Raw genomic sequence first — 14,162 nt, 5'->3', positions numbered from 1 at the left:
CTATTTTAAGTTGTTATGAACCTAGCTGAGCAGTTTGCAGCACTCGATGCAGTGCTAATGAATACCCGCGAATATTGGCAATGTACAGCATTTGATTTTGATGAATTACCCTGGCCTGAGCTACAAGCGGCGTTAAATAACTTATCAGATGAAGATGTCGCAAGGCTTGATAACGATCAACAACAGCTTTATCAATTTTTTAGCCCATTTATTGCCGGGGTAGAGCAGCTACCTGAGCTGTGCAATTTACCAAAAAGCCAGCAGCAACGTAGTGAATACCCGTTTTGGATAAGTAACGGTATTAAAGGGCGTAAGTTTGAGCAACTGCAAGACTTTGTTTCAGCATTGCCTTTTACAACGCAACCTGTTTTAGAGTGGTGCGCGGGCAAAGGCCACTTAGGGCGTATGCTTGCTTATAACGGGGCGCAAAGTGTGCGAAGTGTTGAGCTACAAGCACACCTATGTGAGCAAGGAGAGCACAGTGCACGTAAGCAAGGTTTAGCGATGCAATTTAGCCAAGCAAATGTACTTGAAGATGATATAAGCCACTTTTTTAATACCGACACACATGCGGTGGCACTGCATGCATGTGGCGCCCTGCACCAAACATTTATGCAACACGCCAGTGCCGCTAGGGTAAAACGTATTAGTTTTTCGCCGTGCTGTTATCACTTATTTACTGATAATAAGTACCATGCAATGAGTGAGCTTGCCCTTACCAGTAAGCTGAATTTAACGCACCGCGATTTAAAGTTGGCGCTGCAAGAGACAGTTACAGCCCCTTCACGTGTGGCTAAAATACGAAAAACTGAGGTGGAATGGCGCTTAGGGTTTGACGCACTTCGAAAGTCAATTACTAATGAGCAGTTTTACGTAAGCGTGCCATCGGTTAATAAGGCGGTATTTTCTGGCTCGTTTGCACAGTTTTGCGCTTGGGCGGGTGATAAAAAGTCTCTAATTATCCCTCAAGATACTGATTACGATAAGTTTTTAGCTGTTGGTAAAACCCGCAAAAAAGTGACAGAGCGAATCGAACTGGTTCGACATGTGTTTAGAAGAGCAATAGAAGTTTGGCTTGTGCTCGATCGTGCTTTATATTTGCAACAGCAAGGTTATCATGTTTCAGTTAGCACCTTTTGCGAGAAACAGTTAACTCCTCGCAATATTTTAATTCTTGCAAACACCAACTAAAAAGGCGCTCATTATTTGTCTTTTTTGGGGTGTAATTCCTATCCCAATCTAAATAAGAGATGCAATGAGAAAGCTAAAAAATTTATTCGAAAACAACAAACGTTGGGCTGCACGTACAACCGAAGCCAATCCTGAGTTTTTTAAAATATTATCAATGCAACAAAACCCAGAGTATTTGTGGATTGGCTGCTCCGACTCGCGTGTTCCTGCAAACCAAATTGTTGATTTATTACCAGGTGAACTATTTGTACACCGCAATGTGGCTAATGTAGTGGTACATACTGACCATAACTGTTTATCGGTAATGCAGTACGCGGTAGAGGTGCTTAAAGTAAAACATATTATGGTGGTGGGACACTACGGCTGTGGTGGTGTACAAGCGGTATTAAATAACGCCAAATTTGGTTTTATTGATAATTGGTTACGCCATGTTGGCGATGTAAAAGAAAAACACTTAGCGCAGCTTAATGCAATGGGTGAGCAACAGCGTTTAAGTCGCTTAATTGAGCTAAACGTTATTGAACAAGTACGCAACGTGTGTAGAACAAACATAGTGCAAGATGCATGGGATAAAGGGCAAGAGCTCACGATTCATGGCTGGGTATATGGATTAGAGAACGGCCACTTACACGACTTATCATCGGTTGTAACCTGCGCCGATGAAGAAGCCGAGGTGTATAAAAAAGCCGTTGCACATGTACTCGCTAAAGCCGGTTGCGAGTAGTTTAAGCAATGACTAAAACGGCGATAATCATAGGGGCAACAGGGGTTGTGGGGAGTGAGCTATTAGCGCTTTTACTGCAAAGCCCTGAGTTTTGTAAAGTGGTTGCTATTACTCGCCGTAAGCTAGACATTAAACATACTAAGCTCACTAACCAGATTATTGATTTTGATTATTTAACTAACTACTGCGCGTTATTTAAAGGGGATGTGCTTTTTTCGTGTTTAGGCACTACCAAAAAGCAGGCTGGCTCAATCGCGGCGCAGCGTAAAGTTGATTTTGATTATCAGTTTATTGCGGCGCAAATGGCAGCAAACAATGCAGTGAGCCATTATTGCTTGGTGTCATCAAGTGGCGCTAATGCACACAGCATCAGCCCTTACTTAAAAATGAAAGGCGAGCTTGAGCAGCATATAAAAACGCTGGGCTTTGCAAAAGTAAGTATATTCCAGCCGTCTTTATTAGGGCCTGTTGACCTTTCAGGGTTATAACTTGTTCAATCTAGGGGCCATTTAATCGCGGCGCGAGGTTTGTAACCTAGTGGGCTAAGTAAAAACCGAGTAACAAAGAGTAAATGGCCCCTAGGCAGAACCCGAAGGGCAGCACCTGTTTGGCATTTATACGTCGTTATCGCCTATTTATGGGGAGCAACCACACTACATAGGCTCTGCCTTGCCTAAATACCAAACAGACTGCTGCAAATTTAACCTCGAAAGGTAAACAGGCCCTAGTCGGTGAGCGAAGCGATACACGAATAGCTGAGCAAATAGGCGCATTTGTGTTACCTGTTATTACTCAACTTCCTTTTTTAAACCGTTATAAACCTATTACGGGCAAGCAAGTGGCGCAAAAAATATGTGCTGTGAGTTTGGCGCAGCAACAACCACTGCAATACTATGTATTAGATGCATTGTTTAGTACATAGTGGATAAATGTTTAAGTTAAAAGCCAAAAAGCAGCCTTGGCTGCTTTTTTTTGGCTGAGTATACATACGTAAATACGTGCTACTCGGCGTTATTTTTAGCATTTAGTTGTTGTTCTAGTAACACAACTTTTGCTTCAAGCTCTGTGAGTTTTTCACGAGTACGAATAAGTACTTGGCTTTGCACATCAAATTCTTCGCGGCTAACAAAGTCCATTTCAGCCAGCTTACTTTGTAAAACTTGTTTGGTTTTACCTTCGAGTGTATCTGCTAGGTTTTTTACACCTTGCGGCATGTTATTGGTGATTTGCTTAGCAATTTCTTCAAGTTTTGCTGGATTGATCATAATCGTCCCTTGCTGTTGCCCTAAAATGATAATGACTAATATTACCTTATACCTAAGGCATTTAATACATGATCACCATAATGGAATTAATTAATCTAATGGCTATGCCTGTATCTGTGGTTACGGTAAAATTAGCTGCCTTTTAAAACTCCATGGTCGTTATGAAACTCAATCCAAAACAAGATGAAGCAGTAAAATATATTAGTGGTCCGTGTTTAGTACTCGCGGGTGCAGGCTCAGGTAAAACGCGCGTAATCACTAACAAAATTGCTTATTTGGTGCAAAAGTGCGAGTACAAAGCACGTAATATTGCTGCGGTAACGTTTACGAATAAAGCGGCCAAAGAGATGCGCGAGCGTGTATTACAAACACTTAATAAGCAAGAGGCAAAAGGGTTGTGGGTATCAACCTTTCATACATTAGGCTTGGAAATAATAAAAAAAGAGCTCAAAACACTTGGCTTTAAAGAAGGTTTTTCACTGTTTGATGACCAAGATACTAACCAGCTGTTAGGTGAGCTAACCGAAGACGAGCTTAAAAAAGATAAAGACCTACTAAACCTACTTAAGATGCAAATAGGCAGCTGGAAAAATGAATTAATTTTGCCTGAGCAAGCCATACGCGAAGCACGTGATGCGCAAAAAGCGTTATTTGCGCAGCTTTACGCCCGTTATCAAAATCAGCTGCGAGCATATAACGCACTGGATTTTGACGATTTAATCATGATCCCCACTTTATTACTTAGTAATAATGCCACCTCACGAGAGCGTTGGCAGCAACGATTTAGGTATTTGCTGGTGGACGAATACCAAGATACCAATACCAGCCAGTACCAGCTTGTTAAGTTATTAGTAGGCGAGCGAGCGCGTTTTACTGTGGTAGGGGATGACGACCAATCTATTTACTCATGGCGCGGAGCCCGTCCCCAAAACTTAGTGCTGTTAGGTAAAGATTACCCCGGACTTAGGCTCATAAAGCTTGAGCAAAACTACCGCAGTGCCCAGCGCATTCTTAAAGCTGCAAATATTTTAATTGCTAATAACCCGCACGATATCGAAAAAAAGCTATTTAGTGAACTTGGTTACGGTGAGCCAATTAAAGTGATTGGCTGTAGGGATGAAGAGCATGAGTGCGAGCGAGTTGTTGCTGAAATAATTTCTCATAAATTTATGAAACGTACCAGCTATAAAGATTACGCTATTTTGTATCGCGGTAATCACCAGGCACGCGGTTTTGAAAAATCATTAATGAGTAACCGCATTCCTTATAAAATTAGTGGCGGAATGTCGTTTTTTTCGCGCTCAGAAATTAAAGATATTATGGCGTATTTACGCTTATTGGTTAACCAAGACGACGATAACGCATTTTTACGCATAGTTAATACACCGCGCCGTGAAATAGGCACCGTTACACTTGAAAAGCTAGGCACGCTTGCAAACGAAAAACACCAAAGCTTATTTGCCACTTGTTTTGATAACGACTTAGGCTACCGACTCAAAGGCCGTGGTTTAAATGCGCTTTCGGGGTTTGCACGTTGGGTTGTTGAGCTTTCAGATAATGCAGTGCGTAGCGATACACTCGAAGCGGTAAAAGACTTAGTGCGTAATATTAATTACGAAGCGTATTTATATGAGTCATCGCCAAGTGCCAAAGCGGCAGAAATGCGCATGAAAAACGTCTCTGAGTTGTATCGTTGGATCACCGATATGCTCACCGGCGATGCCGATAACGAACCAATGACCTTACCAGAAGTAGTCAGCAAACTAACACTTCGCGATATGCTAGAGCGTAACGAGGAAGAAGATGAATCCGATGCGGTACAGTTACTTACTTTGCATGCATCTAAAGGCTTAGAATACCCGTACGTATTTATGGTTGGTATGGAAGAGGGGTTATTGCCACACCAAGTAAGTATTGACGAAGAAAACGTAGATGAAGAGCGCCGTTTAGCATACGTAGGGATCACCCGGGCCCAGCAAGAGCTGACACTAACGTATGCAAAAATACGTCGTCAGTTTGGCGAAACTTCACAAACAGAGCTAAGTCGCTTTGTGCAAGAGTTACCGCAAGATGACCTAGCGTTTGAAAACAAAAAAGCCCCCAGCTCGCAAGCTGAGCGCATGGAAAAAGGCCAAGCACGGGTCGCTAACTTAAGGGCTATGCTGAAAAAACCTAGTTAATAGACTGCGCAGCGTTGTTATTAGCCTCTATTGGCTGCGATAAGCCTTGCTGCTTAGCAACAAATAAGTTTAGTCCGTATTTATCAAGCAAGGCTCTAAAGTTGAGTATAGAAGGGCCTTTGGCAATGACTTTTATGCCTTTTAGCTGAGTGATTGCCAGTACACCTTGTAATTGCAAGTTAAAGCTTTCTTGTTGCAGTACGCGTTTACTAAAGGTTGAGCTAAGTAGTACATAATCGAAGGTAATGTCGGTCAGTGCATTTAGCTCACAGCGGTCTTTTGCAAAGTTATTTAAGCCAATGCTGTAGCCAAGCTGCGAGAGTTTTTTAAGGTTTTCTAGTTGAGTTGCACAGGCGTAACGTATTTCTTGGTCGTCAAAGAGTAAACACAGTTGGCTTTGCCCTTGCAGCTTACTTAATACCTCAGTAAATAAATTGAATTCAAGCGCTTCTAAAAGTAGCCCTGAGCAAGGCATCAATACCATGGCCACATTGGCCGCTAAGGCATGGGCGTAAGCGTGTTGCAATAGCTCTAACTCAACTTGGAGGTGCTGCTCTTTATCGGTTGCAAACTTTTTCAGCACTTCAAAACAGGTATAACCTAATACAGGGTGCTCACCAAATGCTTCAAACAGTGACTCTGATTGCTGTTGCTCATCAAGGTTTATAATATCAGCACTTCTAAAGCTCATCGGAAGTGAATCAAGATGGTGCTGTGCTGGAGATTCTGCACTTGTTAGTGTCTGCATTAATAGTGGATGGAACAACTCATAGCGGTCGCGGCCGGCATTTTTAGCGTAATACATAGCGGCATCGGCATCGCGAATAATTTCATCGGTATGCTGATAACTCGAATTTGAGTAAGTTATACCAATACTTGCACCACTTTGAACGCAGGTACCTTTACTGCAAAATGGCTTTTTCATTATATTAATAATGCGATCAGCCACATCTTCTGCTTGTTGTAACTCTGTTAAGTGGGTAAGCAAAATGACAAATTCATCACCACCAAGGCGGGCGAGCAAGTCGTGTTCACGAATACAATGGGAAAATAAATCAGCCACACTTATTAAAAATTGATCGCCAGCATGGTGCCCTAGTTGATCGTTTATATCTTTAAATTTATCTAAATCAATAAATAAAACAGCAAAGTGGTGCTCAGGAAAGCGATGGTAATGCTGCAATGTTTTTTCTAGCTGGGTTAAAAACAGGCTGCGATTAGGGAGGCCTGTTAATGAGTCATGATGTGCATCATGATAAAGCTGTTGTTCTACTTTTTTACGCTCATCAATTTGCATTTGTAAATGTAAGTTGGCCTGCTGCAACGCTTTTGTTTTTTCATTAACGCGATACTCTAACTCTTGGTGGCTAGATTTAAGTGCTTGCGTGGCTAACTTTGTTTGCAGAACTGTGGCAATTTGATGCGAAACAAATGTAATAAGTTCGCAGTCATCTTTACTAAAAATATGTTTATTATTGTACGCTTGGCATGCAATCAGGCCGATAACGCCTTGCGATGTTTTAAGTGGTGCGCCTAGCCAGCTGGTGGCCATTTGTTCTTCTGGTATTGGGTTATTTCGTTGTACGTCACCACTTTCTAACAGCTCTTTAGCTCTACTTGGGTGAATAAGTTGGGTTTGCTCGCTGCTAATAACTAGCTCACTATAACCTTTTGCAAACTTTCTAGGCTCGGTGTTGTCTTTAAATTCATCTACACAATATGGGAAGCTGATCCAGCCTGTTTCTTTGTTATAAAGTGCAATGTATAAGTTTTCTGCGTATGTAATGGTTTTTATTATTTGATGAATTTTTACATAGGCATCATCTAAGTTTTGCGCTTGCGTTGCCAACTCCGATATTTTAAACAGAATTTGTTGGCGTTGTAGTGCGCGTTTTCGTTGTTCAATTTCTAGGTTTAATGCCTCATTACTTTGTGTCAGTGCGCGGGTACGAATTTTTACTTCGGATTCGAGCAACTCTCTTTTTTTAACCCGCTCTATTGCTGTCGCTAAATATAAAGACATTACTTCGAGTAAGTGCACTTGCTGGCTGCTGTAGTCTTGCTGTTTGTCGTAACTTTGCGCAGCAAGCACACCAATAATATTTTGCTCTTGGTAGATAGGCACGCCTACCCAATGTTCTGCAGGTGAGCCAAGCGCTTTAAATAAGCCATTTTGAGCAGCGCTTTGCATTTCTTGCTTGGTAAAGCACGTGGTTCTGCCAAGTCTGTAAACATAGCCTGTAGCGCCTTCTTCAAAACTATTATCCTGATTAAGGGCAACTGATATACCATCTTTTTCATCGCAAAAATAAGAAAGCTCAAGAGCATGAGTATATTGATTAGCAAGTACTACATAAAAGCTTTTACTAGGTAGGTATGCTTGTAAAATGTCATGGATTGCGGGATAAAGTAAGGTTAATTCGGCAACAGAGCTCGCTTGCTCTGATAATTGAATCAAGGCATTTTGTAAGTGGTGAGATTGCTTATACTTTTCTAATAGCGTTCTGAGACGTTTATTCTGATGCGCTAATTTACTAAGGTTAGCGGCCTTATCTTCCGATGACATGAATCATATTATTTTATTATTGTATGTTTATTAAACGTATAATTTCACTTTTAGTTGCGATCGTCAAGTAACTAATGCCCTAAAACTGCCACTAAAACATTATTTTAGCAACAAAAAAAGGCCTATTATAAAAATAGACCTTTTTTAAATAATCACCCTAATTATCAGAGGGTTAATTAAATTATTTAGATGTCATGAAATTAATAGCTGCGCTAATCTCATCATCAGAACAATCCATACATGTTCCTTTTGGCGGCATCGCATTAAAGCCATTGATAGCATGATCAAGCAACACATCTTTACCTTTAGCGATACGGGGTGCCCAGTCATCAGCTGATTTAGGTGCACCTAATGCGCCAGTACCGTGACAGGCAAAACAGGCGCCTTGGTAAACTTGCTCACCAGAACGAGGGCCACTAGGCGCTGCCGCAGCAGCAGCTTTTTCGCCTTCAAGATAAACAGCGCCAACTGGAGCTAAACGCTTTTTAATCGCATCTTCAGTCATAGAGTTATCATATGGCTGTGCGTATGCGGTGGTTGCTAGCACTAATAATGCTGCAGCTGATAGTTTTTTCATTTTGCCTTGCTCACTTCGATTTGAACGTGATCAATCACGATTATAGATGACGGAAATTAAACCGATTATACCTCTGTGTAACAATTTATAAAACGCCCACTGGTGTTTTTATCAATAAAACTGTCTAATTTTTGCGTTAACGCAATAAAATTGCATGTTTCAGTTAATAAACTTTTATAATCGGTGGCTTAGTAAATCACTATTTAAGCTAATGCTAATACGTTTTTAACCAATTTTTCGATCCCCGCATCGGCATCTAAAATAGACTGCGCCAGCATATAAGCAGGGGTGGTAACGAGTTTATTGTCTTCATCAATCACAATATCATCAACTGCACAGGCTGCGTGAGTAGAGCCTAGCTGGGTTAAAGCGTTTACGGTCTGTTCATCATTACCTATGGTTAAAGTAGCCTTGGGATATATAAACGGAATTAAAGCCGGCGCAATACACATGTAGCCAGCCGCTTTTTGTGCACTGGCAAATTGTTTACACGCTGCTAAAACTATTTCGTTTATCTGCGCATCAGCGCCTTTAACGGCAAAGTCACATAAGTTTTTAGCGGCGCCAAATCCCCCAGGGACTATTAACGCATCAAATTCAGATGCTTTTAATTCGCTTAAAGGTTTTATATCACCACGGGCAATGCGTGCTGCCTCAGTGAGTACATTACGGTTGCTTGGCATTTCTTCGCCGGTGAGGTGATTAATCGTGTGAAGTTGTTTTATATCAGGAGCAAAACATTGATATGCAGCACCATTTTTAGCTATGTGTAGTAATGTTAATACTGCTTCGTTTATTTCACTGCCATCGTACACACCACAGCCGGCTAATATTACAGCTATCTTTTTCATGCTTCTGTGCTCCTTAAGTATTTTAAATAAGTCGTTTGGGTGAAGTTTAACACGGGGTAAAACACTCACTAAAATAATTTTTTAGCTTAAAAAGTATTCGCAGTGCAAGTTGTATTGCGGTTTATGCCATTTTTGCCAGTGCGCTTATAAAAAAAATTATAAAGGATCGCTATGATCTTTGATCCATTATGCTAGAATACTCCTCCGGTTATTTAAATGGATACAAATAACTAAAGTGACTAACAGCGGATGTATCAGTTAGAAAACCTTTTTCCACATTGGTTTTAAAATAATAAAAAAAGAACCTCGTATTATCTTTTTTAAACAAAACAAGCAGTTATTTATTTTTCTAAGCATTTAATTATGTATTGGAGGAATAGTTCGTGGCTGTTATCTACAAAGTTATCCACAGGTTGCTCTGCAATAATTATAGCTACTAAGCGTAATTCACTGTCGTTTTATTCACAACCTTATGGCATGCTTGTAATAATATTACTCTTTTGTATTTAGGATCCAAATTCACCATGGCTCAGATCCCCGAAAACCCGCTAATTTTAGTTGATGGCTCTTCATATTTATTCCGTGCTTATCACTCTCCACCGCATTTAACCAACTCAAAAGGTGAAGCAACAGGCGCTATTTATGGCGTGGTTAACATGCTTAAAAGTTTGATCAAACAATATGATCCGAGTCACATGGTGGTGGTGTTTGATGCCAAAGGCAAAACGTTCAGAAACGACATGTATAGCGAGTATAAAGCTAACCGTCCGCCTATGCCTGACGATTTACGAACGCAAATAGCGCCACTGCACAGTATTATTAAAGCAATGGGCTTTCCACTGATCAGTATAGAAGGTGTTGAAGCCGACGATGTGATTGGTACGTTTTCGCGAATAGCGACTGAGCAAAAGCGCCATGTATTGGTTTCTACCGGCGATAAAGACATGGCTCAACTAGTTAACGAGCATGTGACGCTAATAAACACCATGACCGATAGCATTTCAGATCCTCAAACCGTTGTTGAAAAATTTGGTGTAGGACCTGAGCTAATCATCGATTATTTAGCATTAATGGGTGATAAAGTTGATAACATCCCAGGTGTTGAAGGTTGTGGACCTAAAACAGCTGTTAAATGGCTACAAAAATATGGGTCACTTCAAGGTGTTATTGATAATGCCGGCGATATTAAAGGCAAGATTGGTGAAAAACTTGCAAACGCCCTAGATCATTTACCACTAAGTTATGAGCTTGCCACCATTAAATGTGATGTTGAGGTAGAGTCAGACCTAGACACCTTTAAAGTACAAGAGCCAAATAAAGATGAGCTTATTGCACTGTATGGTGAGTGTGAGTTCCGCCGCTGGTTAGCTGAGCTACTTGATAATCCAAAAGGTGCAGAAAAAGCACTCCCTACTGAGGAAAATGAACTACCAAAAGTAGAAGACGCTCATTATGAAACTATTTTAAGCGAGTCACAGTTTGATGTGCTTATAGAGCAGCTAAATAGCGCTGAGCTATTTGCTTTTGATACCGAAACAACCAGCCTTGATTATATGCAAGCGCAGTTAGTAGGTATGAGCTTTGCTGTAAAAGCAGGCGAAGCCGCTTACTTACCCATCGCACATGACTACCCGGGTGCACCAGAGCAATTAAGCCTTGAATATGTAATGCAAAAGCTTGGGCCAATTCTCGCCGATGCTAACAAAGCTAAAGTAGGGCAAAACCTAAAATACGACAAGAGTGTACTGGCTAATGCCGGCTATGAACTCAATGGCATTAAGTTTGATACTATGCTTGAGTCGTACGTATTTAATAGTGTGGGCACTCGCCATGATATGGATTCATTAGCGCTTAAATACTTAGGCCATAAAAACATTAGCTTTGAAGATATTGCCGGCAAAGGGAAAAAGCAGCTTACCTTTAATCAAATTGAGCTTGAAAAAGCTGCGCCTTACGCAGCAGAAGATGCCGATATTACACTGCGTTTACACCAAGTACTGTGGCCAAAATTAGAAGCTGATGAGAAGTTAAAGTCAGTATTTGAAACCATAGAAATGCCCCTAGTTGATGTTATTTCTGATATTGAGCGCACTGGTGTAGCTATAGATAGCAATATGCTTGCCGCACACAGTCAGCGTTTAGGCGAGCGTTTACTTGAGCTTGAAAAAGAAGCGTTTGAAATAGCTGGCGAACCATTCAACCTAAGCTCGCCAAAGCAGCTGCAAGTACTTTTATTTGAAAAACTTGAGCTGCCAGTCATTAAAAAAACACCTAAAGGTGCGCCTTCAACGGCTGAAGAAGTGCTACAAGAACTTGCTCATGATTACCCATTACCTAAAGTGATTATTGAGCATCGTGGTTTATCTAAGCTTAAATCAACGTATACCGATAAATTACCATTGATGGTAAATGAGAAAACACAACGCGTGCATACTTCTTATCATCAAGCTGTTACGGCCACAGGGCGTTTAAGTTCTACTGATCCTAACTTACAAAATATTCCTATTCGCTCTGAAGAAGGGCGCCGTATACGTGAGGCATTTGTAGCGGCGCCAGGTTATAAAATTGTGGCTGCCGATTACAGCCAAATTGAGCTGCGTATTATGGCGCATTTATCGCAAGACAAAGGGCTACTAAATGCCTTTGCTAATGGGTTAGATGTACACAGTGCCACTGCTGCTGAGGTATTTGGTGTTGAGCTTGATAAGGTAACCACCGATATGCGTCGTAAAGCGAAAGCAGTAAACTTTGGTTTAATTTACGGCATGTCAGCCTTTGGTTTAGCGCGTCAGCTTGATGTACCACGTCACGAAGCGCAGCACTACATAGATAAATACTTTGAGCGCTTCCCTGGGGTACTTGATTACATGGAAACAACGCGTGAGAAAGCGGCTGAGAACGGGTACGTAGAAACTATTTTTGGTCGTCGTTTACACTTACCAGAAATTAATGCACGTAATGGAGCTCGCCGTAAAGGCGCCGAACGTGCAGCAATCAATGCACCAATGCAAGGCACAGCCGCCGACATTATTAAAAAAGCAATGTTGAGTGTACATCAATGGGTTAATGAGCAAGCCCCTAACACGATTAAATTACTCATGCAGGTACACGATGAGTTGGTATTTGAAATTAAAACCGACTGCGCACAAGCTTACACCAAGCAAATTTGTGAACTAATGTCGCAAGCTGCGAGCTTAGATGTGCCTTTAATTGTTGAAGCCGACGAAGGTGAAAACTGGGAACAAGCCCATTAACCTCAAAACATGCTTATAGTTTAAAAGCGCCGCAAGGCGCTTTTTTATTGCCTCTAAATAACTCACTCAATTAGGCGAATCGATATACGTATTTCTGTGCGTAAACAAAGTTTAGTTAAAAGTAGGTTAATTTAAGCAACTATTTGTATTAAATAGTTATATGTTCGTCAATTCGAACTATTTTGGCGGAATATGATTGTATTTTTATGCGCGCTTTTGTTAAAGTGCGCGCGTCCTCATCCTGTAGGACATCCTGTTGATGATGCATCTGAAAAGGTGCAACAAATTGATAGCTTCTCCCCAGTTTGCTATACCGGCCTGCTTGTTTTAAGCAGGCCGTTTTTTCTTTTCAATCCCCTTTATTATTTATTTTGAGTTGGTATGCATATACCGCAAGTGGTAGTATCGAAAGCGCTATTATTCTCATTTAAATTTAAGGAGTGCGTTATGTTTAAAACGTTAGCCGCTGTAGGTTTATCGTTAACTAGTCTTGTTTTGTCTAATGCCGCTCATGCAGATTGGCAGCTCGTTAATGATAAAAGCCAAGTAAGTTTTGTTTCTATAAAAAAAGACACGATTGCTGAGGCGCATCATTTTACTAATCTAGAAGGGACACTTTTAGACAGCGGTGCGTTTAGTGTAAATATTGACTTAACCTCTGCAGAAACACTGATCCCCATTCGCAATGAACGTTTAACTCAATTTGTATTTGAAGCGGCAAAATTCCCTAACGCAATTTTAACCGCAGATTTAAAAAAGCAATTAAGTAATATTAAAAAACCAGGCCAACATGTATTAAAAGCGGTTGATGCGCAGCTTGATTTTCATGGTAATAAAAAGCCATTAAAAATAAATGTACTTGTTAGCAGTTCAAAAAATGGCGATTTAAGTGTGTCGTCATTTACGCCTGTGATTGTAAATAGCCAAGACTTTGGTGTGACCGAAGGCGTTAAAAAGCTACAGCAATTAGCTGGTTTACCTGCCGTTGCTACAGCCGTACCAGTTACTTTTGCGCTAACACTTAAAAAACAGTGATCTCCTTAGCGGCGCTTAGTAAGCAATTAAGCGAGCCTAGTAAACCGTTTGATAGTTGGCAGCCAACCCAGTGTGGTGAACTGCCAATTACTATTAACGAACAAGGGCTGTGGTTTTACGATGGCAGCGAGATTACTCGCCTCGCTATGGTAAAACTATTTGCCAGTGTTTTATGCAAAGAAGGCGAGCAGTTTTACTTAAAAACACCCATCGAAAAAATAGCGATAGAAGTACAAGATGCGCCATTCGTTATCGTAAGCTGGCATATAGAGAGCACAGCGCAAGGGCAGGTTATGTGTTGTATAGATAATTTAGCACGGCAATGGTTAATAAGTGCTGAGCAGCCTCTTTATATAAAAAACTATAAAAATGCAGCGGTGCCTTATTTGCAATTACCTTATGGGTGTAGCGCGCGGGTATCACGAAGTGTGTTTTATCAGTGGGCTGAAATAGCCGACGCAGATGAGCGCGGCTATTTTATAAAATCTGCAGGTGAAAGGTTTTATCTCTCATAGATGC

General features: G+C 41.0%; 11 protein-coding genes and 1 pseudogene. 8 read left to right on the top strand and 4 right to left on the bottom strand.

The features are described from left to right. The first annotated feature begins 15 nt into the window (after window positions 1-15). The 4 genes and pseudogenes from CWC17_RS14370 to CWC17_RS14355 all read left to right on the top strand — a co-directional run bounded on the left by CWC17_RS14370 (window position 16) and on the right by CWC17_RS14355 (window position 2,837). Window positions 16-1,191, top strand: coding sequence for a methyltransferase (locus CWC17_RS14370; protein WP_138613617.1), 1,176 nt, complete (start codon window positions 16-18; stop codon window positions 1,189-1,191). 64 nt (window positions 1,192-1,255) lie between these two features. Continuing rightward, window positions 1,256-1,915: a carbonate dehydratase gene (can, locus tag CWC17_RS14365; protein WP_055014553.1), complete on the top strand. Its 660-nt coding sequence runs from the start codon at window positions 1,256-1,258 to the stop codon at window positions 1,913-1,915. Window positions 1,916-1,923: 8 nt separating this feature from the next. Beyond that, window positions 1,924-2,376: pseudogene (locus CWC17_RS14360) on the top strand (NAD(P)H-binding protein); the annotation flags it as partial. Window positions 2,377-2,690: 314 nt separating this feature from the next. Then, the gene (locus CWC17_RS14355) at window positions 2,691-2,837 is read left to right on the top strand and encodes a hypothetical protein (protein WP_212747441.1); all 147 of its coding nucleotides are present in this window, start codon (window positions 2,691-2,693) and stop codon (window positions 2,835-2,837) included. A 79-nt stretch (window positions 2,838-2,916) separates the two neighbouring features. On the opposite strand, the gene ubiK is transcribed toward CWC17_RS14355, so the two are convergent. Beyond that, window positions 2,917-3,180: a ubiquinone biosynthesis accessory factor UbiK gene (ubiK, locus tag CWC17_RS14350; RefSeq protein WP_138613615.1), complete on the bottom strand. Its 264-nt coding sequence runs from the start codon at window positions 3,178-3,180 to the stop codon at window positions 2,917-2,919. Between the two features lie 161 nt (window positions 3,181-3,341). Here ubiK and rep point away from each other — a divergent pair, with 161 nt between their 5' ends. Further along, the gene (gene rep / locus CWC17_RS14345) at window positions 3,342-5,360 is read left to right on the top strand and encodes a DNA helicase Rep (protein ID WP_055014556.1); all 2,019 of its coding nucleotides are present in this window, start codon (window positions 3,342-3,344) and stop codon (window positions 5,358-5,360) included. Here rep and CWC17_RS14340 read toward each other — a convergent pair. The 3 genes from CWC17_RS14340 to elbB form a co-directional block, all read right to left on the bottom strand. Then, entirely contained in the window at window positions 5,353-7,926 is a 2,574-nt protein-coding gene (locus tag CWC17_RS14340) for a sensor domain-containing diguanylate cyclase (protein ID WP_138540943.1), read from the bottom strand. The genes rep and CWC17_RS14340 overlap by 8 nt on opposite strands. 181 nt (window positions 7,927-8,107) lie before the next feature. Continuing rightward, window positions 8,108-8,503 carry a c-type cytochrome gene (locus tag CWC17_RS14335; protein ID WP_138613613.1) on the bottom strand — a complete coding sequence of 132 codons (396 nt, stop codon included), beginning with the start codon at window positions 8,501-8,503 and terminating at the stop codon, window positions 8,108-8,110. Window positions 8,504-8,706: 203 nt separating this feature from the next. Then, window positions 8,707-9,354 carry an isoprenoid biosynthesis glyoxalase ElbB gene (gene elbB / locus CWC17_RS14330; protein ID WP_138613611.1) on the bottom strand — a complete coding sequence of 216 codons (648 nt, stop codon included), beginning with the start codon at window positions 9,352-9,354 and terminating at the stop codon, window positions 8,707-8,709. 524 nt (window positions 9,355-9,878) lie between these two features. Between elbB and polA the strand changes: the two genes are divergently transcribed. The 3 genes from polA (at window position 9,879) to CWC17_RS14315 (ending at window position 14,158) form a co-directional block, all read left to right on the top strand. Continuing rightward, complete coding sequence (gene polA / locus CWC17_RS14325) at window positions 9,879-12,608, top strand: DNA polymerase I (protein ID WP_138613609.1); 2,730 nt, start codon at window positions 9,879-9,881, stop codon at window positions 12,606-12,608. A gap of 447 nt (window positions 12,609-13,055) precedes the next feature. Next, on the top strand, window positions 13,056-13,643 hold the full coding sequence (locus CWC17_RS14320) for a YceI family protein (RefSeq protein WP_138613607.1): 588 nt from the start codon (window positions 13,056-13,058) through the stop codon (window positions 13,641-13,643). Beyond that, window positions 13,640-14,158: a DUF1285 domain-containing protein gene (locus CWC17_RS14315; RefSeq protein WP_138613605.1), complete on the top strand. Its 519-nt coding sequence runs from the start codon at window positions 13,640-13,642 to the stop codon at window positions 14,156-14,158. The genes CWC17_RS14320 and CWC17_RS14315 overlap by 4 nt, the downstream gene beginning before the upstream one ends. The last annotated feature ends 4 nt before the right edge of the window (window positions 14,159-14,162 follow it).

This window comes from Pseudoalteromonas sp. S3785, assembly GCF_005887365.1.
Classification (GTDB): domain Bacteria; phylum Pseudomonadota; class Gammaproteobacteria; order Enterobacterales; family Alteromonadaceae; genus Pseudoalteromonas.
This window is presented reverse-complemented; position numbering and strand designations above follow the sequence as displayed.

Coding starts and splice junctions, on each gene's coding strand:
- elbB (WP_138613611.1), bottom strand. CDS start 9,354: ATGAAAAAGATAGCTGTAATATTAGCCGGCTGTGGTGTGTACGATGGC.
- CWC17_RS14320 (WP_138613607.1), top strand. CDS start 13,056: ATGTTTAAAACGTTAGCCGCTGTAGGTTTATCGTTAACTAGTCTTGTT.
- polA (WP_138613609.1), top strand. CDS start 9,879: ATGGCTCAGATCCCCGAAAACCCGCTAATTTTAGTTGATGGCTCTTCA.
- can (WP_055014553.1), top strand. CDS start 1,256: ATGAGAAAGCTAAAAAATTTATTCGAAAACAACAAACGTTGGGCTGCA.
- rep (WP_055014556.1), top strand. CDS start 3,342: ATGAAACTCAATCCAAAACAAGATGAAGCAGTAAAATATATTAGTGGT.
- ubiK (WP_138613615.1), bottom strand. CDS start 3,180: ATGATCAATCCAGCAAAACTTGAAGAAATTGCTAAGCAAATCACCAAT.
- CWC17_RS14335 (WP_138613613.1), bottom strand. CDS start 8,503: ATGAAAAAACTATCAGCTGCAGCATTATTAGTGCTAGCAACCACCGCA.
- CWC17_RS14340 (WP_138540943.1), bottom strand. CDS start 7,926: ATGTCATCGGAAGATAAGGCCGCTAACCTTAGTAAATTAGCGCATCAG.
- CWC17_RS14370 (WP_138613617.1), top strand. CDS start 16: ATGAACCTAGCTGAGCAGTTTGCAGCACTCGATGCAGTGCTAATGAAT.